The 20,109-nt window shown below is 53.9% G+C and carries 18 protein-coding genes, 1 tRNA gene and 1 pseudogene; 13 read left to right on the forward strand and 7 right to left on the reverse strand.

Annotation, left to right across the window (positions count from 1 at the left end):
* Positions 1 to 732 (reverse strand): IS4 family transposase (locus tag KHU33_RS21350; RefSeq protein WP_211466653.1); only part of this gene is annotated, 732 nt, incomplete at its 3' end.
* Between the two features lie 392 nt (positions 733 to 1,124).
* Between KHU33_RS21350 and KHU33_RS21355 the strand changes: the two genes are divergently transcribed.
* From KHU33_RS21355 to prpF, 5 genes are read left to right on the forward strand one after another with little or no spacing between them, the layout of a single operon-like run.
* Positions 1,125 to 2,093: an ABC transporter substrate-binding protein gene (locus KHU33_RS21355; RefSeq protein ID WP_329956102.1), complete on the forward strand. Its 969-nt coding sequence runs from the start codon at positions 1,125 to 1,127 to the stop codon at positions 2,091 to 2,093.
* A 9-nt stretch (positions 2,094 to 2,102) separates the two neighbouring features.
* Positions 2,103 to 3,668 (forward strand): sugar ABC transporter ATP-binding protein, encoded by a 1,566-nt coding sequence (locus KHU33_RS21360; protein WP_211466656.1) that lies wholly within the window; start codon positions 2,103 to 2,105, stop codon positions 3,666 to 3,668.
* Positions 3,665 to 4,798, forward strand: a complete 1,134-nt coding sequence (locus KHU33_RS21365) for an ABC transporter permease (protein ID WP_407928305.1) — start codon at positions 3,665 to 3,667, stop codon at positions 4,796 to 4,798. The genes KHU33_RS21360 and KHU33_RS21365 overlap by 4 nt, the downstream gene beginning before the upstream one ends.
* Positions 4,795 to 5,799, forward strand: a complete 1,005-nt coding sequence (gene yjfF / locus KHU33_RS21370) for a galactofuranose ABC transporter, permease protein YjfF (RefSeq protein WP_211466658.1) — start codon at positions 4,795 to 4,797, stop codon at positions 5,797 to 5,799. Before KHU33_RS21365 ends, yjfF begins: the two co-directional genes overlap by 4 nt.
* A gap of 32 nt (positions 5,800 to 5,831) precedes the next feature.
* Positions 5,832 to 7,010, forward strand: a complete 1,179-nt coding sequence (gene prpF / locus KHU33_RS21375; protein ID WP_211466660.1) for a 2-methylaconitate cis-trans isomerase PrpF — start codon at positions 5,832 to 5,834, stop codon at positions 7,008 to 7,010.
* A 42-nt stretch (positions 7,011 to 7,052) separates the two neighbouring features.
* Here prpF and KHU33_RS26550 read toward each other — a convergent pair.
* Positions 7,053 to 7,204, reverse strand: a pseudogene (locus KHU33_RS26550) (LysE family translocator); the annotation flags it as partial.
* 377 nt (positions 7,205 to 7,581) lie between these two features.
* Here KHU33_RS26550 and KHU33_RS21380 point away from each other — a divergent pair.
* Positions 7,582 to 7,908 carry a hypothetical protein gene (locus KHU33_RS21380; protein ID WP_211466662.1) on the forward strand — a complete coding sequence of 109 codons (327 nt, stop codon included), beginning with the start codon at positions 7,582 to 7,584 and terminating at the stop codon, positions 7,906 to 7,908.
* A gap of 358 nt (positions 7,909 to 8,266) precedes the next feature.
* Here KHU33_RS21380 and KHU33_RS21385 read toward each other — a convergent pair whose 3' ends face one another.
* Positions 8,267 to 8,908 (reverse strand): hypothetical protein, encoded by a 642-nt coding sequence (locus KHU33_RS21385; protein ID WP_211466664.1) that lies wholly within the window; start codon positions 8,906 to 8,908, stop codon positions 8,267 to 8,269.
* An 831-nt stretch (positions 8,909 to 9,739) separates the two neighbouring features.
* Here KHU33_RS21385 and KHU33_RS21390 point away from each other — a divergent pair.
* The 6 genes from KHU33_RS21390 (at position 9,740) to KHU33_RS21415 (ending at position 16,627) form a co-directional block, all read left to right on the forward strand.
* Entirely contained in the window at positions 9,740 to 12,223 is a 2,484-nt protein-coding gene (locus KHU33_RS21390) for a type VI secretion system Vgr family protein (protein WP_211466666.1), read from the forward strand.
* Entirely contained in the window at positions 12,220 to 13,038 is an 819-nt protein-coding gene (locus KHU33_RS21395) for a DUF4123 domain-containing protein (RefSeq protein WP_211466668.1), read from the forward strand. Before KHU33_RS21390 ends, KHU33_RS21395 begins: the two co-directional genes overlap by 4 nt.
* Positions 13,039 to 13,089: 51 nt before the next feature.
* Positions 13,090 to 13,845 (forward strand): hypothetical protein, encoded by a 756-nt coding sequence (locus KHU33_RS21400; RefSeq protein WP_211466670.1) that lies wholly within the window; start codon positions 13,090 to 13,092, stop codon positions 13,843 to 13,845.
* A gap of 93 nt (positions 13,846 to 13,938) precedes the next feature.
* Positions 13,939 to 14,574, forward strand: coding sequence for a DUF3304 domain-containing protein (locus tag KHU33_RS21405; protein WP_211466672.1), 636 nt, complete (start codon positions 13,939 to 13,941; stop codon positions 14,572 to 14,574).
* Complete coding sequence (locus tag KHU33_RS21410; RefSeq protein ID WP_211466674.1) at positions 14,571 to 16,328, forward strand: T6SS phospholipase effector Tle1-like catalytic domain-containing protein; 1,758 nt, start codon at positions 14,571 to 14,573, stop codon at positions 16,326 to 16,328. Before KHU33_RS21405 ends, KHU33_RS21410 begins: the two co-directional genes overlap by 4 nt.
* A gap of 41 nt (positions 16,329 to 16,369) precedes the next feature.
* A complete protein-coding gene (locus tag KHU33_RS21415) occupies positions 16,370 to 16,627 on the forward strand; it encodes a PAAR domain-containing protein (protein WP_211466676.1) in 258 nt (85 codons plus the stop codon).
* Here KHU33_RS21415 and KHU33_RS21420 read toward each other — a convergent pair.
* The 4 genes from KHU33_RS21420 to KHU33_RS21435 form a co-directional block, all read right to left on the reverse strand.
* Positions 16,624 to 16,905 (reverse strand): hypothetical protein, encoded by a 282-nt coding sequence (locus KHU33_RS21420; RefSeq protein WP_211466677.1) that lies wholly within the window; start codon positions 16,903 to 16,905, stop codon positions 16,624 to 16,626. The genes KHU33_RS21415 and KHU33_RS21420 overlap by 4 nt on opposite strands.
* Positions 16,906 to 17,065: 160 nt before the next feature.
* A tRNA-Leu gene (locus KHU33_RS21425) sits at positions 17,066 to 17,152 on the reverse strand.
* Between the two features lie 170 nt (positions 17,153 to 17,322).
* Positions 17,323 to 17,856 carry a cysteine hydrolase family protein gene (locus tag KHU33_RS21430; RefSeq protein WP_211466679.1) on the reverse strand — a complete coding sequence of 178 codons (534 nt, stop codon included), beginning with the start codon at positions 17,854 to 17,856 and terminating at the stop codon, positions 17,323 to 17,325.
* Positions 17,857 to 17,951: 95 nt separating this feature from the next.
* A complete protein-coding gene (locus tag KHU33_RS21435; protein ID WP_329956103.1) occupies positions 17,952 to 18,353 on the reverse strand; it encodes a DUF805 domain-containing protein in 402 nt (133 codons plus the stop codon).
* 411 nt (positions 18,354 to 18,764) lie between these two features.
* Between KHU33_RS21435 and KHU33_RS21440 the strand changes: the two genes are divergently transcribed.
* Positions 18,765 to 20,109, forward strand: a 1,345-nt coding sequence (locus tag KHU33_RS21440) for a S8 family serine peptidase (RefSeq protein WP_211466681.1), incomplete at its 3' end; no start/stop codon positions are given.

Below are 20,109 nucleotides of genomic sequence, written 5' to 3' on the forward strand. Positions count from 1 at the left end.
CTCTAGCACTTCCCATTTCGTGTTGGCTTTGGCTGGAATGATGAAGTGGCGATTGTTGCCCCGGCCAGTTAAGTTGCATAAGATTTCCGCCGACAAAAAGCCTTTGTCAAAGGCCGTGAGGGAATCGTCGGGAATAGAGGAAACCAGTTCTTTGGCATACTGCATTTCGTGCGTACCGTAGGGACCAAAGGCAGCACTGCGAATCAGGTGCGTCGAGACGTCCGTTAGCGTGACCCCGCGTATCTGAGGATAGCTCGACACGGCGCAGGCGTAGCGTTGGGCGCCAAAATGCTGACGGTGTTCTGGCGTATCAACCGTTTTTAAGGTTGTGCCGTCCATGGCGAACAACCTCAAGCCCTTGAATTGGTAGTGTTTGCTGTCCTGATCGCACCACGCGCGGGCGGATAACTCAAACAGCGCTTGCAACGGCGCCGCCCCAAGTCGCTGGCGTGCTTGCGCGACCGCACTCTTGCTGACGAACGGAGCTTGGGCATCCGGCAGGGCCAGATCCAAATCGTCGATGACTTCGCTGATGGATTGATGCCGATACAGCGCCAAGGCAACTACCAGCCAGACCACCTGCTCGGCTGGGAGGCGACGGTGCCGGATGCTCGCCTTGCCGGTGTAATTGATTGCCTGCTCTATCCACTCATATGGTAAATGCTGCCCCAGGCGCTCCCAGTTGGGCGCCTCCTGAGCTTCAGTCATAAAATGGATCGCGTCATCAAGCATGGACGCAGGTTAACAGCCTCCAATTGCGTTTACAACACTTAAAACAAAAATGCCGTTCAGTCTTAACTGAACGGCATTAGCGCCTCGCCGCACTATTTGCATGGTGAATATCTGTTATCACAACAATCAAGCAGACGGATATGCTGCAGCGCGATATAGTGGCTCTGTCTCCTCCAACACCTCATAAGGTTTGGATTCAGCCCGCAACGAAAGTTAGCGGGCTTTTTTTTGTCCAAAATTCTTCGATGGTAAAGACGCCGCGGCAAACAGATACTCAAACACGTATCTGAATCATCAAAAATTTCATTGGAAAATGGCTGGATTTCCTCCTAGTATGGGTCGCGCCTTTCACACGTTTTATCTATCTAAAAACATAAAAACGGAGACCAGCAATGAAAATGACACGCAGAACGGTATTGAGTGCGGCCCTTTGTTTCGGCTTGGGGTTGGGGATCGCTGCCAGCGCATATGCTGAAAAGCCGCTAGTGCTGGGCTTTTCCCAAGTCGGCGCCGAGAGCGAATGGCGCAGCGCGAATACCGCATCGATCAAGGATGCCGCAAAACAGGCTGGCGTGACCCTGAAATTCGCCGACGCTCAGCAAAAGCAGGAAAACCAGGTGAAGGCGATTCGTTCCTTCATCGCCCACAAGGTCGATGTCATTGCGTTTTCTCCGGTGGTGGAGTCGGGCTGGGATACCGTCTTGCGTGAAGCGAAAGCCGCCAAGATCCCGGTCATCCTGACCGATCGCGCGGTCGACGCCAGCGACAAATCTCTGTATGTGACTTTCATCGGCTCGGATTTCGTGGAAGAAGGCCGCCGCGCCGGCCGCTGGCTGCTGGAACGGGCCAAGACCATGCCCGCCGGCGATATCAATATCGTTGAGTTGCAAGGCACAGTCGGTTCTGCCCCTGCGATCGACCGCAAGGCCGGTTTCGCACAAACCATCGCCGCCAATCCGCATCTGAAGATTATGCGCTCGCAATCCGGCGATTTCACCCGCGCCAAGGGTAAGGAAGTGATGGAGGCCTTCCTCAAAACCGACGGCAAGAAGATCAATGTTTTATACGCGCATAACGACGACATGGCGATCGGTGCGATCCAAGCGATCGAAGAGGCGGGTTTGAAGCCGGGCATCGACATCCTGGTGATTTCAATCGATGGCGTCAAAGGCGCGTTTGAAGCAATGATGGCTGGCAAGCTCAACGTCACGGTCGAATGCAGTCCGCTGCTTGGGCCGCAACTGATGAAAATAGCGAAACAGGTGATCGCCGGCGAAACCGTGCCTAAACGCATTACGACTGAGGAAAGCGTGTTCCCGGCCGAAGTGGCAGCGAAAGAATTCCCAAACCGTAAATACTGAATTTTTGGGATGAACGAAACGCTAACCGGCGCGCTGACAAGCGCTGCTGCTCAAGTAGTGAACGGTGTCGTGCCGGCGCTGGAATTAAACGGCATACACAAGGCATTCGGTGGCGTCAAAGCGCTGAGCGACGTCGCTTTGCGCTTGTATCCGGGTGAAGTTCACACGTTGATGGGGCAAAATGGCGCGGGTAAGTCGACCCTGATCAAGGTGTTGACCGGCGTCTATGCACCCGACAGCGGAGAGATACGGCTGGCCGGCCAAATCGTCCAGCCGTGTTCTACACTGGAGGCGCAGAACCTGGGCATCAGCACCGTGTACCAGGAAGTCAATCTGTGTCCTAATTTGTCGGTTGCTGAAAATATCTTTATCGGCCGCTATCCAAGAAAACACCTCGGCATAGACTGGAGAACCATGCAGCAGCAGGCGCAACGCCTGCTGGGCGATCTGCAGATCCATATCGATGTGACGGCCGCGCTGGCCCGGTATCCGCTGGCGATCCAGCAGATGGTGGCGATTTCGCGCGCCCTGAGCGTGTCTGCCAAAGTCTTGATTCTCGACGAACCGACCTCCAGCCTGGATGAGGCCGAAGTACGTTTGCTGTTCGATGTCTTGCGCAAACTGCGCGGGCAGGGCATGGCGATCCTGTTCGTGACACATTTCCTGGAACAGACTTACGAAATCTCCGACCGCATCACAGTCTTGCGCAACGGTGTGCTTGAAGGCGAATATCCGGCCAGTGCTTTGAGCCGCTTCGATCTGGTCAATAAAATGGTCGGCGTGCAGTCGCCAGCGGATAAGGAGGCGCCCGGTGCAGACCAGGAGAGGCGCGCGGCAGCCGGCGGCGAGCTGCTGCTGCAAGCGCGTGGATTGGGGCGCAAAGGCGTGCTGGCGCCGCTGGATCTGGATTTTCATGCGGGCGAGGTATTCGGCTTATGCGGTTTGCTTGGCTCCGGCCGCACCGAAGCCGCGAGGCTACTGTTCGGCGCAGACAAGGCCGACAGCGGCAGTCTATGTGTGAAGGGCAAAGCCGTCAGATTCCACTCGCCGCGCGACGCCATTGCCGCCGGCATCGGCTTTTGTTCAGAAGACAGAAAAGCAGAAGGCGCAATACTTGCGTTGTCGGTGCGTGAAAATATCATCCTGGCGCTGCAGGCGCGGGCCGGCTTGCTGCGCGTAATTCCGCGCAAACGCCAGCAAGCGATCGCCAACGACTATATCAAACGGCTGGGCATCAAGACGCCCGATAGCGAGACGCCGATCAGTTCGCTGTCCGGCGGCAACCAGCAAAAGGCATTGCTGGCGCGCTGGCTTGCCACCGATCCCGCCATGCTGATTCTGGACGAGCCGACACGCGGCATCGATGTACGCGCCAAGCAAGAGATCATGGATCACGTAATCGCCCTGTGCCGCAAGGGCATGGCGATCCTGTTCATTTCTTCCGAAATTCCCGAGGTATTGCGCTGCAGCGACCGCATGCTGGTATTGCGCGATCGCCAGGCTTGCGGCGAATACCTGCGCGGCGAACTCGACGACGAATCGGTGCTGCAGGTGATTGCCGGAGAGTGCACATGAGCATCATGTTGAATCCCGATTCCGCGGCTGATGCCAAATTGCGACGCAGCACTGGCTTAGCCGGGCCGGCGCGCTTGCGGATGTTACTGCGTCACCCGCTGCTGCGGCCGTTGGCGGCGTTGGCGCTGTTGCTGGCGCTGGATTTTTTCATGATCCCGGGCTTTTTCCGGCTCGAATGGAAGGACGGCCATTTATATGGCAGCCTGATCGATATCGTCAACCGCGCCGCGCCGTTGATACTGACCGCGCTGGGCATGACTCTGGTGATTGCGACACGCGGCATCGATATTTCAGTGGGCGCGGTGGTCGCCATTGCCGGCACGGTTGCCGCCTTGCTGATAGGCGGTACGGTGGAAATGCATAACGGCGTGCCGGAATACGCCAGCCGCATTCCCATGGTATGGGCGCTTGCGGCGGCCATGGGCGCCGCCATTCTATGCGGCGTCTGGAATGGCTTTTTGGTCGCCACGCTCGGTTTGCAGCCGATTATTGCGACCTTGATCCTGATGGTAGGCGGGCGCGGACTGGCGCAATTACTGACGGATGGCCAGATCGTCACGGTGTATTACAAGCCGTTTTTCTATATCGGCAGCGGCTATCTGTTCGGTTTGCCGTTTTCCCTGTTTATCGCCATCGGTGTGTTTTTAGCGGTCGCGCTGATGATGCGCAAAACCGCGCTCGGCCTGTTCATCCAGTCGGTCGGCATCAACCCTGTGGCGGCGCGGCTGGCCGGCATCAGGACCGCCGCCCTGATCTTTTTCGTGTACATGTTTTGCAGCGCCTGCGCCGGTGTCGCCGGATTGATGATCAGCTCCAATATCAAGAGCGCGGACGCGAATAACGCCGGCCTGTTGCTGGAGCTGGATGCGATCCTGGCGGTGACGCTGGGCGGCACTTCTCTGGCCGGCGGCAAATTCAGTTTGGTCGGCAGCGCTATCGGCGCATTGATTATCCAGGCGCTGACTTATACGATTTATTCGATGGGGGTGCCGCCGGAAGTGAATATGGTGGTGAAATCGGTGGTGGTGTTCGCGGTGTGTTTGTCGCAATCGCCGGAGTTTCGCAGTCTGGGAGACGGGCTGTTCAGCGCCGCTTCCCGCTCGCGCATTGTCAATCGTAAAAAATCATGAAACTCCTGCGCCATTCTATTTCGTCGCCTTATTTCACTTCGCTGGCAACTGTCGCTTTGCTGATCGCGATGTTCGCTCTGGGGGCGTTCGCTTATAACGGTTTTTTTTCCTTGCAGGTGGTGTTGAATCTGCTGATCGACAATGCCTTCCTGCTGGTGATTGCGATTGGCATGACCTTCGTCATTTTATCCGGCGGCATCGATCTGTCGGTCGGCTCGGTGCTGGCGCTGACCACCATGATCTCCGCGTATATGCTGCAATCGTGGCACTGGCCGCCGTTGCTGGTGATCGCTTGCGTGCTCCTGATCGGCAGTGCGTTCGGCGCGCTGATGGGAGCGCTGATTCATTTTTTTAAATTGCAGGCATTCATCGTGACCTTGGCCGGCATGTTCCTGGCACGCGGCTTGTGCTATCTGATCAGCATCAATTCCATCACAATCGACCAATCCCTGTACGTAACGTTGTCGCAAGCGCGCATAGAAATGTTTGGCGCATTCGTTTCGCCTAGCGCGGTGATCGCCATGTTGATGCTGGGACTTGCCATCTACATGGCCCACTACACCCGTTTCGGACGCGCGGTTTATGCCATTGGCGGCAATGAGCAGTCGGCGCTGCTGATGGGGCTGGCGGTCGGGCGCACCAAGGTGATGGTCTACGCATTCAGCGGATTTTGCGCAGCCTTGGCCGGGGTCTTGTTTTCGTTTTACATGCTGTCCGGCTACGGCCTGCATGCACAGGGCACGGAGCTGGATGCGATTGCCGCAGTGGTGATCGGCGGCACCTTGCTGACCGGCGGTTATGGCTACGTCGCCGGCACGCTGACTGGCGTGCTGATCCTCGGCCTGATCCAGACCTTGATCGCGTTCGATGGCACACTGAGTTCGTGGTGGACCAAAATCGTCATCGGCGTGCTGCTGTTTGTGTTTTGCATGGCGCAACGTCTGCTATCTCTGGGGGCAAGCAACGGTGCGTCCGGGCCGTCAGCATCGATGAAACACTGATACCATGGCCGGGCGTATCTTAGGAGACAGTCTTGGCACAGTTCAGAATTCAAGCCGTATATATGCGCGGCGGCAGCAGCAAAGGGGTGTTCTTTTGCAAGGATTGGCTGCCGGCCGATCCGGCATTGCGCGAGCGCGTGTTGCTGCGCGTGATTGGCAGCCCGGATCCCTACGGCCAGCAAATTGACGGCATGGGAGGCGCTACTTCGAGCACCAGCAAGGTGGTGCTGGTCAGCCGCTCCTTGCGCGAAGATTGCGACGTCGATTACCTGTTCGGCCAGGTCGCCATCGACCAGGCGATGATCGACTGGTCAGGCAATTGCGGCAATCTGACCGCGGCGGTTGGCCCGTTTGCCATTGCGCAAGGCCTGCTGGATGCGCCGTGCGACGGCGTCGCCACCGTCCGCATCTGGCAGGCAAACATCAACGCCAAGATCATCGCCCACGTGCCGATGCAAGACGGTGCGGTGGTGGAAGAGGGCGATTTCGAACTGGACGGCGTTACTTTCCCGGCGGCCGAGATCAAAATTGAATTCCTGGATCCGGGCGGCGATGGCGATGGCGATGAAGATGGCGCAGGCGGCATGTTCCCGACTGGAGCGCCGATCGACATGCTCGATGTACCCGGCGTGGGGCAGGTCGCATTGACCATGATCAATGCCGGTAATCCGGCCATCTTTGTGGATGCTGCAACGCTCGGGCTGACGGGAGCTGAATTGCAGCGTGACGTGAATGGCAACGCCGGATTGCTGCAAAAGGTGGAAGCGATTCGGGCTCATGCGGCAGTTCGGATGGGACTGGCAAAGACCGCAGACGAAGCAACGCAACTGCGGCCGCATACGCCAAAACTGGCTTTCGTCGCCAAGCCGTTGGCCTACGTGGCATCAAGCGGCAAGCATATCGACCCTGCCGCGCTCGATATCAGTGCACGTATTTTTTCAATGGGAAAACTGCATCACGCGATGACCGGAACCGGGGCGGTAGCAATCGCTGTCGCCGCCGTCATTCCCGGCACCATCGTCAACCGCTTGATGCCAAGCCAGGCGAACGGCAAGGTCCGTTTCGGCCATCCCTCCGGCAGTGTGGCTGTCGGCGCCGAGGCAGAGCAACGCGACGGCGCGTGGGTGGTAACCAAAGCCGTCATGAGTCGCAGCGCGCGCCGCTTGATGGAAGGTGCGGTATTGGTGCCGTCTGCGGCCTTCTCTGATTGATTCGACAGAGACAAATCCCATTCAAAGAAAAAGGCTTTCAGATCCTATTCCCATGCCGATAGCCCCGTGGCCAAGCCATCGCGGCGCGACAGGCCGATAGCGTTGCGGGCAACAATCACGAAACTGGGACCTGGACTCATTGCCCCAATTAATAACGCGCTAAGGATTGCTGTGATAGCGGCTAACGGGCTCATTGGCGTTTCTCCTTGAGGTGAAGGGGGAAATTCTAGATCAAATTGGCCACCTTGACAGATCTGGTTCTTTGTGCTGGCAGCGGTTGGGTGGCAGGTGAAGCATTGTTGATGCGGAAATATATGGTAGCGGGTTGAATTTTTACCAGCAGAAAATGGCTGTGAACCATGATAAGTTTTCTTCGTAAAAACTATCCTCGTCAATCAAAAATATGTAAATCTGCCTGATGTTCTTTGAACTTCGGTTACTTGCTTTTATCAAATAAAGCGGGCCGCGAAAAAATCCTGTCAATCGGTTCAGTCAGTATTCATCGAGACGAATTTTGTGGTCTGAGAGCACGTATTGTTTGCATAGTTAACAGCTGAAAAGGAGTTACATCATGCTACAACATAGTGAGATCAAGCGGCGCTTCGGCCGCATTGAACACGATATCGAAGAAGCCGCAACTGCCTGCCAGGCTAGTGCAAAACTGCCGCAAAATTTGAAAGATTGCGTCATGCAGTGGGAGCAACAAACGTCTAAGGCGAAGAAGATTTTTGATTCGCAAGATGACAAGAGCATACGTCGTTGCGTGGACGATCTTGAAGAAATAGGCGGGCGGGCCGAGCAGGCGCTGCAAGGTGCTGTTGGGGTAGACGCCAAGGTAAGGACTGCCGTGGTACATGCGCACAGTGAGCTTGCCGACCTCAAAAGGCAGTTGCATTAAATTTAGCTCGCAATAAAACAATGAGCCGGATTTGATATCCATGCGTGTCTTGTCCATGGAGTAGTTAGCGGACTCTCGCCGAGCGAGGCACAAAAGTCTCGCTGCCCACTATGAATACCACCAGAGCGGACGCCATGCGTTAGACAAAAAACCCGCTTCAGCGCGAGGCTTGATGCGGGTTTCCGGACTTCTTTGGAATGCTTGGGATATGTTCTTGGTGCCCGAAGCCGGAAGTTGAAACTATTTAATATCAATTGGTTACGCTTGTTGTTCGTAAAAAATTCGTAATTCAATTGATTTAAGATAGTCCTCGTAACCCCTTCCGGCCAAGGGAATCTGCTTGTAGTCAGTCAAATGCTCAAATATCCGGACGCTCGGACTTTAGCATCTCGACTGTTACGCTGCCCTGCAAGGAGCAACCGACTCGAACGGCACCTGGAAAATCCGGAGCTGCGTCTTCAATCAGCAAGACGCGTTCCACTGTGCCCGGCTGTGGAATCGTGCCACCGGCAAGCTGGTCGTTCTTTTGCCAATGGCCGTCTTTCCACACATCGGAACGCACATATACGTCGCCGGCTTTCCGCAGCCGGCCGGCTTCGTAAATCTCCGGTACTAGCTGCTTTGCGACATCACGAACATTGCCGTGGACAAGGAACCCCCACGAGTAGTATTTTCCGGCTGTCGCCAGGTCCACGATCTCATCGAAGTATCCGGTGAGTGCTACCTTGCCATCCTGGTAAGGAGCAGAGAATTGCACCACCGAAGCTTTCTCGTTGACACGATCCTGGACGGGAATAAAAGCCATCGCGTCCGAGATGGGCTTGATGGTGGTTAGCTTTTCCAATGCATCGCGCTTGGCGCCAACCATCGCGAAGAAATTATTCTGACAAGACGACAATGCACCTACCAGTGTGGTGCTCGGCTCGGCGGCATGGCTTTGCATTGGGAGCGTAGCTGCTGCTGCGAGCAACATCATTTCAAACTTTTTTTTCAATATCATGCCTGTTTCCTCAAAAGTGTCTAGTAAAGCCTGGGAGATTCACAGCGGTGAGCTTAGGAGCATGGATATTAAGCAACTTTTAAGCTTTAGTGTAGCCGGTCGCTAAAATAAAATACCCCTCGGGAAAACGGTAACATTGGTAACCTTTTTTGAAAATCGGCCGCAAAGCCTTGTGGCATAAGGCTTTGCAGGTTTCGACAAAAGATAACTTCGGGGTAACCTTGGGGTAACATGGTTACCATAGTAGAAGGTAATATAGCTAAAAAATAATAGTTATATATATCAATGACTTAGATATAAGTTACCTTTGAGGTTACCGAAAATTACCTTTCAAAGGTAACCACCTAAACCTATATAAATCAGGTACTTATAAACGAAAAATAGGGCAGGTTACCAATGTTACCTTTTCCCCGAGGTCAAACCTAAAATCAGCTTTTCATCGCCGACGCCAAGAGCGCACTTTCACCCCTCCAGGTGCGTCATTTTGCGTCACTTTTTTTCGACGCATTCTGGTCCTGAGACGGCAGGTTTCCCCTATGTGCGTCACTTCAAAAAATTTGAGTCGAAATCGACCAATTTAGCGGGCAGGCGTGGCGGGGGGATGACTGCGCGCCGGGCCTCAAAACAATAATAATGTATTATCGATGATACAATGTTGCGCGCTAGTAACGCCGACACAATCGTTTGCAGTTGCTCTTGTGCCATAGATGTAGGATTGAACGCTAGACAATTGTTTCCCCGGCAACAGACAAGCAACGCCCTAATATGGGCATGGCAAAGCCGTGCTCTTGAACTTCGCGACGAAACGCTACACAACTACAGGAAGCATGCATGGCCAATGCAATTCGAACGCTGCAAAGCTTGATCGACGGCAGACAAAATAAACGTATCCTGCGGGTTTCGTTCGTCAATAACGACGGTCCACAGGCCGAGCTGCTGATTAATAAGCTCGAAGCAGTCGAAAGTTTAAGCAGGGATTTTTCTTATCAAATCGAATTGCTGTCGGACGACGCGTTGATACCCCTCAAGGATCTGCACGGGAAATTGCTGTGTGTGGAGTTGGTACGCGGTGACGGATCGATGCGCTGCTTCACGGGCTACATCCATACGGTGCGGCTCAAACGTACCGATGGCAGCATCGCCTTCTATGACGCCACGTTGGGGCCGTGGCTCCATTTCCTGACGGCGCGCAAAGATAACTACATCTTCCACAATAAATCGCTGCACGATCAGACCGAGCAGATATTTTCAGGCTATGGCGCCTATGCCGTGTGGGATTCCAAGCTGCACGATACCGACCCGATTATGACGGATGCGTTTCTATGCAATGAAACGCAGCATAACTATCTGCATCGCCGCTGGGAATATTTGGGCTGGCATTATTGGTACGAGCACAGCAACAAGGGGCATCAGCTGGTGCTCTCAGACAGATCGACCGATGCCGCACCGATTGACGGCCGGTCAGAAATTCCATTTCAACGTCATGCCGGCGCGATTGAAGAAGACGCCATTGGGAACTGGTCGCCGGTTCGGCAATTCACAGCGTCGAATGCTGCTTTGGCGGCCTATGATTTCAAGGATCCGCGCACGAAAGAAGCCAGCACCCCCACCGTCAACAAGCAGGGTACGGTGCCGCAGGTGGAGTCCTACGAATATGCCGGCGCCTATGGCTTTGTCGATCAGCAGGACGGTGAGCGCATCAGCAAGATACGCATGGAGGAAATCGAGGTCCCAGGTAAATACTTCGAGGGCAGCGGCAATAATCGCTATGCCATGCCGGGACGCTGGTTCCGCTTGACCGGTCATTTTTCGGAAAATCAGTCGCACAACAGCGACGAACAAGATCACGAGTTCCTGATCGTCAGCGTGACGCATCATGCGACCAATAATTATCTGCAAGACGCGGACGTGATTGCTGACTATAGCAATTCCCTGGTGTGCATTCGCAAGAAAATTCCATGGCGCCCCGGTCGCGGCTACAACAGCCAGGACACCAAAGACTTCGGCATCCAGACTGCCACCGTCACAGGCCCGAAAGGAGAGAATCTCCACGTTGATGAATTTGGCCGTGTGAAGGTGATGTTTCACTGGGACCGAGTCGGCAAGAATGACGAAAATTGTTCTGCCTGGATCCGTGTTGCCAGCGGCTGGTCCGGCGCGCAGCAGGGATTCATCGCGTTACCGCGCATTGGGCAGTCCGTGATTGTGCAAAAACTGGACGGCAATTGCGATCGTCCGATCATTACCGGATCGGTGATCAATCAAAACAATATGCCGGCCTGGACCTTGCCGACGCAGCAGGCGCTGAGTGGCATGCGCAGCCGGGAACTGACGCCGAATGGCGGCAACTCCCCAGGGGGACGTAGCGGGCATGTCATCTTTGACGATTCCAATGGAAAAATACAAACGCAGATAAAAAGCGATCATCAACACAGTCAACTTTCTCTTGGCTACATCACGCGCATCGAAGACAACGCCGGACGCAAGGATGCTAGAGGAGAAGGGTTTGAACTGAGATCGGATGGCGTCGGCGTAGTCCGTTCCAAGGGGATGCTGATCAGCACTCATGCCAGGACCAAGGCAGCCAGTCATATCACGGATATGGGCGAGACGGTTTCGCGCTTGACGCAGAGCCGGGACTTGCACGAGCAGCTGGCCGGCCTGGCGCAACAACATCAGGCGCAAGATAAGGATGCGGACCAGAGCGATGTCGCCAAGGCGATCAAAGCGCAAAACGACGCCATCAAAGGCAGCGCCGGCGGCGCCGGTACATTTCCTGAACTGGTCGAACCGCATCTGGTGCTGGCGAGTCCGAGCGGGATCGAAACCACGACTGCAGCATCGACCCATATCGCCAGCGGCGAACATCTGGCACTGACGACTGGCGGCCACGTGTCCCTCGCTGCTGGAAAATCGTTCTATGCCAGCATCAAGGAAAAATGGTCTGTATTTGTTCACAAGCTCGGCATCAAACTGATTGCCGCCAGCGGCAAGGTACAGATCCAGGCGCAAAGCGATGACATGGAACTGCTGGCGCAAAAGGTTCTGGATATTATCAGTACGACCGACTGGATCAATCTCAAGGGTAAAAAAGGCGTACGCATCAACGGCGGCGGCAGTGAGTTGGTGATTAGTGCAGACGGCATCAAAGGCTATACTTCAGGCGGCCATGAAATGCACGCAGCCAATCACCAGACCTTTCCTCCGCAGAACAGACCAATTCAGTTTCCGGGGCAGTTGCCGGACCATGACATCTGTATTCCCTGCCTGTTGAAAGCGGCCAAAGCCAACAACCCATTCGCGCGCCCTTTATGACCGAGACACTGCCTAAAATCTCCTCTTTTGTTCTGCTAGACAGCGCCATGCTGGGTGGCGCAGAAAAATTCTTGCCCATGGCGCCTGATGCGCGCCCGGACTGGCTGATACCCGTCTACAAAGATCCCGCCGCGGCGGTTAGCCCGTTGGTAATTGACATAGAAGCTGCCGAATGGGCTGGACAGCTTGAATATGTGATGGCGCTGGTCAATGCCAAGCGGCCACAACTGCATGTTTCCATCATCGATACAGCGCTGTCGCATGAGGCATTGGCGCAACATTTGCGTCATTTCATTTTTGTACGGACCGAAGCAGGAAAAGAGCTGACGCTGCGTTTCGCGGATTGCTGCATCTTGCCCGCGTTGGCAACGATGCTCAGTCCTGCACAATGGGCTACTTTCGCAGGTCCCATGGTGCGCTGGTGCATTCATCAACGAGTAGGAGCAATGACTACCTTGCCGCTAGCCGACATGGAGCAAGACGTGGTGGCTACACCCTTCGTTCTAACTATCCAGCAAGTCGAGAGTTTGAGAGAGTCGGCTGCAGCAGATCAGTTGATTGGCAACGTGCAAAGTATGCGTTATGGTCAGATCTTGCCCGGCAATCTGGCAGAACAGCATCGTTGGGCCAGCGAAGCGTGGCGTGTTTGGCAAGCTGCGGGACACTTCGACAGTGCGGTGTTGTTCTCACTCGCCAGCGCCATTTTTGACTCTCACGGAGAATTACTTAAGGATTCCAGTCTGTTCGGCATACTCGCACAAAAAAATACTGCCACCATTTGCCAGGATTTGCGACAAGCGGCACTCCGTTACTGATGTTTACCCGAATCACTCACGTAATGCATATTAAATAAAATAAAAGGTGCTATGAATCTCTCCCGATTATTTAAACCTTGTACTTTCGCTGTTGCCCTATTCGCACAGTTCATGCCCGTATTGGGGCAAGCAACTGATATGAATGTCGGTTCGTCGCTAGTAGGGCATTACTCTCTGAAAGGTGCACGTGAGGCCGCAGCAGATATTATTCTGCAAGTCGATCATCACTTTAAATATGCTGCTATGTATGGCGGCACGGACGCACAGGCGGATGGGACTTGGTCTGTGACAGGGAATCAAGTTTATTTGATTGCAGATCAGTCACCGCCATATTTTAGCGAAATTCAGCAAATTGATCAGCTTGATTCTGATTTTACGAAGGGTGCTCAGGGACCTGTCCTGATGGGGCTTGTAGCAGGTACTCCGAAATTCGGAATGCGATGGCAAGATGTCGAGGTCGATTTTAAATTCTCGAATGGGAAAATTCGTAGCGCGAAAACCAGTAGTTCAGGCCGGGTCTTCTTAGCCGACAGGCAAACGCAGGAATGGAAAGGTGTTGAAGTTACTGAAATAGGTTTGGCTTTTCCCACAATAGAGCTTGAACGCAAGTGGTTCAAAGTGGATGGCAAGAAAACAAAAATCGTTGTGGCAATATTGGAGCTGGGTAAATTATCTCAAGCATTCAAAACGGCTGCAGTAAGTGTTGATTCGAATAAGCCTAATCAGTTAATCGTAGAAGATGAAGGTGGAATCGTCAAAGGCACCTACGTTCGAACTGCAACTGATAATCAAGAAGAAGAGCGATGAGACTGACTCATTCAAAAGTCAGATTTAGCTGGCTGCATACGCTGGCAATGTCCATCTACGTTCAAACAGAAATTCATCACTAGGAAAAATCTAATGCGATTGTTGCACTCAAATATACGATTTGGCTGGCTGCGCATGCTGGCGATCTCTCTAATAGCACTTGTTTTTGCTGGTTGTGCCAGCGTTCAAGCCGCCAGTGGGGGCGAACGATCCACACCTGTCGGCCTGACTGGCGTTCAGCACATAGGGCCGAATTTTAATATTTCAGATTTCTATGTCGACGGCGGCAGCGGTGGAAATGTCGGGCGTGGAGGCGGCGGCGGTAGCACCGTTTGTTGCGTGGCGATTCCCAAACAATGGCGACCGGGTTTGACCGTAGAGGTGCGATGGGGAGTCGGGGACTGGAGCAAAGAAAATCGAGCGGAGATTGATGCTGGTAATTACAAAAGTGTTACCTCCGAAGGAATATACAAGGCCAAGGTCCCGATTGAAAAATATGACGAACCGGGGCAGCTCTTCGTCCATTTTTTCGCTGGTGGCAAAGTGCGCGTGGTAGTAAGTGATATTTATCCTGAAGGGAAACGGCATCCAATCCAGAGCAATGACCAGCATGCAGCTGATAGTGCGACAGTAGGCACACGCATCAACGAACTCTTCACTGAAGCGGAAGTGGCAGAGAAAATTCGCCAAGGGAAAGAATATGACAAAAAACATGGGGACTGGCGATGAGTGAGGAGATCAAATGTGCTGTTGCGCCAACACGTCAAGCGCCGGTTGCAGGGATTGTGCGAATCGTGCCAAAGCATAGTCTGGATAGTGGGAACTGTGAGGTTAACATGCATTTGGGTCTGTTCTTTGATGGCACCAACAATAATATGTACAACGATAAGCCGAAATTTGGTCATAGCAATATCGTCAGGCTGTTCGACGCATACATTGAAAATCCGTCTGAGCACTTTTACCGTAGTTACGTCAATGGTGTCGGCACCCCTTTCCCAGAAATCGGCGAAGAAGGGGAGAGCACCTTCGGCAATGGTTTTGGCATCGGTTGTGAAGGGCGTGTTTTGTATGGTTTGTTGGCGGTATTTAATGCGATACATCGATGCGCTTACGACGGTGAAATGTTTTTCAATCCAACGCAAGTTAAAGCTCTGTGTCGCAATGGTGCGATAGTGTCCGATGAGGATGAGCAGAAGGCGCTTAAAAAACTAGGTGTGAGCGAAGGGCTGCTGATGCCCAAGCTTTACGGAAAAGGCCCACGCGAAGATTTTTTGAAGCGTCAAGCGAGTCTGCTTGAAAAGAAATTGGCATCACATGGTAAGCCGGACGTGAAGGAATGCTTTATTGATGTGTTCGGTTTTTCACGTGGTGCGGCAGAGGCGAGAGTGTTTTGTCAGTGGCTCGATCAGCTGCTGGTTGGAGGTAAGCTGGCCGGTGTGATCATACGGCTGCGCTTTGTTGGATTGATGGATACAGTAGCGTCGGCGGGATTTTGGACTGGCGTAGTGGGGGCGATTACCAATAGCACAGATGGACATGGTGGATGGGCGACACCTGAAAATCTGCGCATCCCTGCGCTGGTAGAAAATTGTGTCCATATGGTCGCTATGCACGAGTTGCGTAAAAATTTCCCTCTGGATGAACTTGGCGTCGACGGCGTACTGCCACCGCATTGCCAGCAGTTCGCCTATCCTGGTTCGCATAGCGATGTTGGTGGCGGGTACCTGCCTGCTGAGCTAGGCATATCTGTCGGCAAAACAAAATTTGAAAGTGATGCGCTCAAGCTGGCACAGATCCCGCTCAATCATATGCTTGCGTGTGCAATTGCGGCCGGCGTGCCAGTTAGTAAAGAGCATGCAAAAGACACGACAACTGGTCATGATCCGTTTGCGATCGATCCTCGTGTTGAGCAAGCGTTCAATGATTTTCTGGCAGAGTCGACTATGACCCCGCGCCAGATGCACGATTGGTCGCAACCTTATCTGAACTGGCGCTGGCAGGTCTGCAAAAGCTATGAATATCTCCATCACGTTCAAAATGCAAACGCGGAAGATCGCAAATTACTGGTCAACTGCAATAAGAAATTGATTGCTGATGCCGGGGTGATTGGTAGCAGGGGAGATGTCGCTAAGTCTCAGGGGTTTCTCAATGGGATGTTCTCTAACAGCGCCAAACTGAAAGATGCAAAATTCCGTCAGGAGGAATTGAGTTCGCTGGATCCTGAAGCGCCGGCGGTGTTGAGCATGGCACAAAAAGCACCGTATACACCTAATGCGTTGGCGGCTCTTTTTGATGGTTACGTTCATGATTCGATGGCGGGATTCAGTAAAAGTCTGATGGAGCCGACCGGCTACTGGCGTTATCGCAAAGGATTTCGTGGCGGCCATGAGGCAATTATTGCGCGCAACGATGTTATTAATTCAAGTCGCACAGAACAGGTTGCTAGCAATGATGTCACTGATCAAAATGTCGCAAGAGGCTAGTGCGTAGATCGCATATTCACGATTCGCGGAAGGGTAAGAAAATGAAAGATGTCGAAGGGCGAGGCGTAATTCGGCTCGGCGATAAAACCTCGCATGGCGGCGAGGTCGTTTCTGCGAGCGAGAGTTTTACGGTGATGGGCGTAGCAGTGGCGTTGGACGGGGATATGACCGTTTGTCCAAAGTGTAAGGGACGGTTTGCTATAAGGCCACTCGATAGCAGTCGCCAACATCACGGTAAAGCCGTCGCCTATCATGATGACCCCACGGAATGCGGCGCCACGCTGATATCGTCACTCTAAAACATCAAGGGAAAAATTGAAGCTAATGTTGGGGGCAGGTCAAGTCGTAGTGCTTCCCATCGATAACCGCGCTTGGCTTTAGAAATTTCCTTTTCGTATTTATCAAAGGCATCGCGGCACGTTTTTCCGACGACGATGCCGGTCTCTTTTTGACTGCGAAGTTCTGTTTCTCGCATTGCCGCCCATGCACTAGCCTGAGCTTTGGTGGCGAACGTGCCGGAGTCGCGGGCACCTTTAACATAGACCTGCACACGCCAGACGTTTCCGTCTTTCTTCAAGTTCGCCATTTCGTAATATTTTCGTAGAAATTTCGTAAATGGTAACAGTGAAAAGCAGCATTTAGTGGTATTTTGCTATTTTTCGCTCTAATGAAAAACGCCGCAAACCTTGTATTTACTTGGTTTGCGGCGTTTTATGTGTATTTGCTTTAATGTGTCGTGGTGCCCGAGGCCGGAATCGAACCGGCACACCGTTTCCGGCGAGAGATTTTAAGTCTCTTGTGTCTACCGATTTCACCACTCGGGCAATTTTGCGGTTTCGAAGAAACCAGCAAAACATGTATCGACAGCGACTGCCTGCGATACGGGACAGGGCCGCATTCTAACAGGTTCTCATTGTCAATACCATCCTCTCATGCGCGCTTATCCGATCCCGGTTTCTGCGCGTTCGTTGAAGGAATGGTGTTGCTCAATAATTTAATTTGCGAAATGCAATTCAGAGGTCGCAACCGCTTTGATTTCCGGACCAAAACTACTGATGTCGGGCAGCGTCGCATTTTCGTGCGTGCGTATCTGCAGCCCGGTCGCATGTGGCTTGTCGTGGGTGGTGTGGGCATCGGACACCAGAGTCACCGGATAGCCAAGCGCGGCTGCGCGGCGGGTAGTGGTGTCGACACAGAATTCCGAAGCGTAGCCGCAGATCACGACTTGCTCGGTATGCCATGAGGCAAGCAATGCTTCGAGTTCGGTGCGGAGGAAGGAGTCCGGCGTGGTTTTGCGCAGTTTGACGTCGCTTTCCTTTACTTGCAGTCCCGGCTGGAGTTGCCAACCGGCAGAGTTGTATTCCATATAACCGGCCTCGTGCTGGATAAAGACCACGGGCACACCTGCAGCCCCGGCTCTGGCGGTCAAGCTGTTGATGCGTTCTATTACCGCATCGGCTTCGAACGGGCGTGGCGTTTCATCAAAAAGACCACGTTGAACATCGATGACAAGAAGGGCGGATTTCATGGATTCCTGTGGTGGTGTGAATCGGGAATTCCGAGGGAATTCCCGTTGTTGCTGAACTGCCTGGACGCGTCGAAGAGATGGTTCTTGTACGATTTTCAGGTTTCCGGAAGGCTCGGATCAACCGTCGCCGCGCCGAAATTATTCGGTTCCTTCGGTTCCTGCACCAGAAAATATATGATGGCGATCCAGCCCAAGATAGGGATCAGCGCGATCAACTGCAGCCAGCCGCTGCGATTGGTGTCATGCAGGCGCCGCGTTGCGACCGCAATGGATGGCAGCAGTGTGGCAACCATGAGCACCATGCGGAGTGATTCGCTGATTGCACCGGCGGCCAATGAGACCAGTATTGTAAAAAGTGCGAACCACCAATATTCGGAGCGGGAGGCTCTGCCGTTAAAGTCGGCGTATTTGGAAAAGCAGACTTTGATCGATTCCGTAAACGTCATGTCTATCTCCTGAAGTTTTGCTGACACGGGTGTGCGCTTGAGACGGTGCATGCGCCCGTGGGTTTAAGTGCGGTTGCCGGCCGGTAATAATAACAAATGCGCCAGCAATTTCGAGAAAATGTTGGTGCATAGCAAATCTGTTCGAGTTGTCAGCGCGCGCCAGAACAGTCCGGCACTTGTGTCGATGGATAAAACTCCCTCCGTTATTCCCTTTCAGATGTGTTCCTCATGGCGATGTAGCGACTTGCCAATTTTTACCCATCAACACTGTATCTATATAGAAACAGTTTCCATTAATAAATAAAATATTGAAATGACACCTCAAACAAGCGCATAATTAATTGCCGTATAGAAATAAGTTGAGATTATTACTATTGATGCGCGACTGAGTATGTGAAAGCAGCAGACCGATATGCCGATCCTTGATCGGGTTGAAGTTGATGCACATATGGGGGAGGCGTTATGGGTAAAGAATCATCTCGTCAGAGATCGTTATCGATTATCTCTGTTGCTGTACTGGTAATGATTTCCGGTTGTGGCGGAGGCGGGGGCGGCAGCAGCAATCCCAATTCCGCTACACCATCGGTTCCAAGCACCCCGCCCACTCCCGTTACACCACCGGTTTCGACTACACCGTCGCCTGCCACCGGCAGCGGCGCTGCGGTAACAGCGCCACCGGCGATGTTGAACGTACTTGACCCCAGCAATGTCAAGGCTGCCCGTACGCTGGGCCTGACTGGAGCGGGCGTCACAGTCGGCGTGGTCGATACCGATTTCGATGTCAGCGATCCCCAATTCGCCGGACGCATCAGCAAGACGGTCTACAGCCCCGGCGGCGCTAACGGCAATATGCATGGCACGGAAGTGGTGCAAGCATTGGCCGGCAATACTCTGGGTGTCGCCCCCGGCGTGTTCGTGCAGGCGGCAGCGGCCGGCATCACCGGCAACGACTTGCTGCTCAACAACCAGATATACCAGGACCTGTTTGCCAAGGGCGCGCGGATTTTCAATCAGTCCAATAGCATCAGCGCCGTCGGCGCCTCGGTCGGCCAAGCGCTTGCCTTGCATGCCCTGTACCAACCTTATGTGGCCCAGCAAAGTTTGTTTATCTGGTCCACCGGCAATGAAGGTGCGGCTCAGCCCAGCCTGAGCGCCAGCCTGCCGAATCTGTTTGGCGATCTGCAAAGCGGCTGGCTGGCGGTCACCGCAGTCAACGCCGTCGGCGGCAGCAACGGTTATGCGGTGAGCGACACGGTGCCGGGGGTGATTTCCAGTTACGCCAATCGCTGCGGCGTTGCCGCCAACTGGTGCCTGGCTGCGGCCGGCGATTTCATCTCCAGCGTCAGCGGCACACGGGTCTTCGGCACTTCCTTCGCCGCGCCGGCGGTGACCGGCGCGGCAGCCATGGTGCAGCAAGCCTATCCCTGGATGAATGCCGACCTGATCCGCCAGACGATCCTTTCCACCGCCACCGACATGCACGATACCGCCACCTATGGCTGGGGGCTGCTCAACGCCAGCAAGGCGGTCAACGGCCCGGCGCTGTTCGATCAGCGGCTGGCGCTGGGGCCGAACGTCAATATCCAGTTCGATAACGCCTCCTCGGTGTTCAAGAACGATATCGGCGGCGACGCTGGCTTGAACAAGAGCGGCAGCGGACAGTTGACGCTGGCCGGCAATAATACCTACCAGGGCGCCAGCAATATCCTGGGCGGCAGCTTGAATATCACCGGCGCGGTGGCTTCCAGCGTGAATGTCGGCGCGCTCGGCCGGCTGGGCGGCGACGGCGGCCGCATCCACGGCAATG

The sequence above is a fragment of the Collimonas silvisoli genome (assembly GCF_018305005.1).
GTDB classification, from domain to species: Bacteria; Pseudomonadota; Gammaproteobacteria; order Burkholderiales; family Burkholderiaceae_D; genus Collimonas; species Collimonas silvisoli.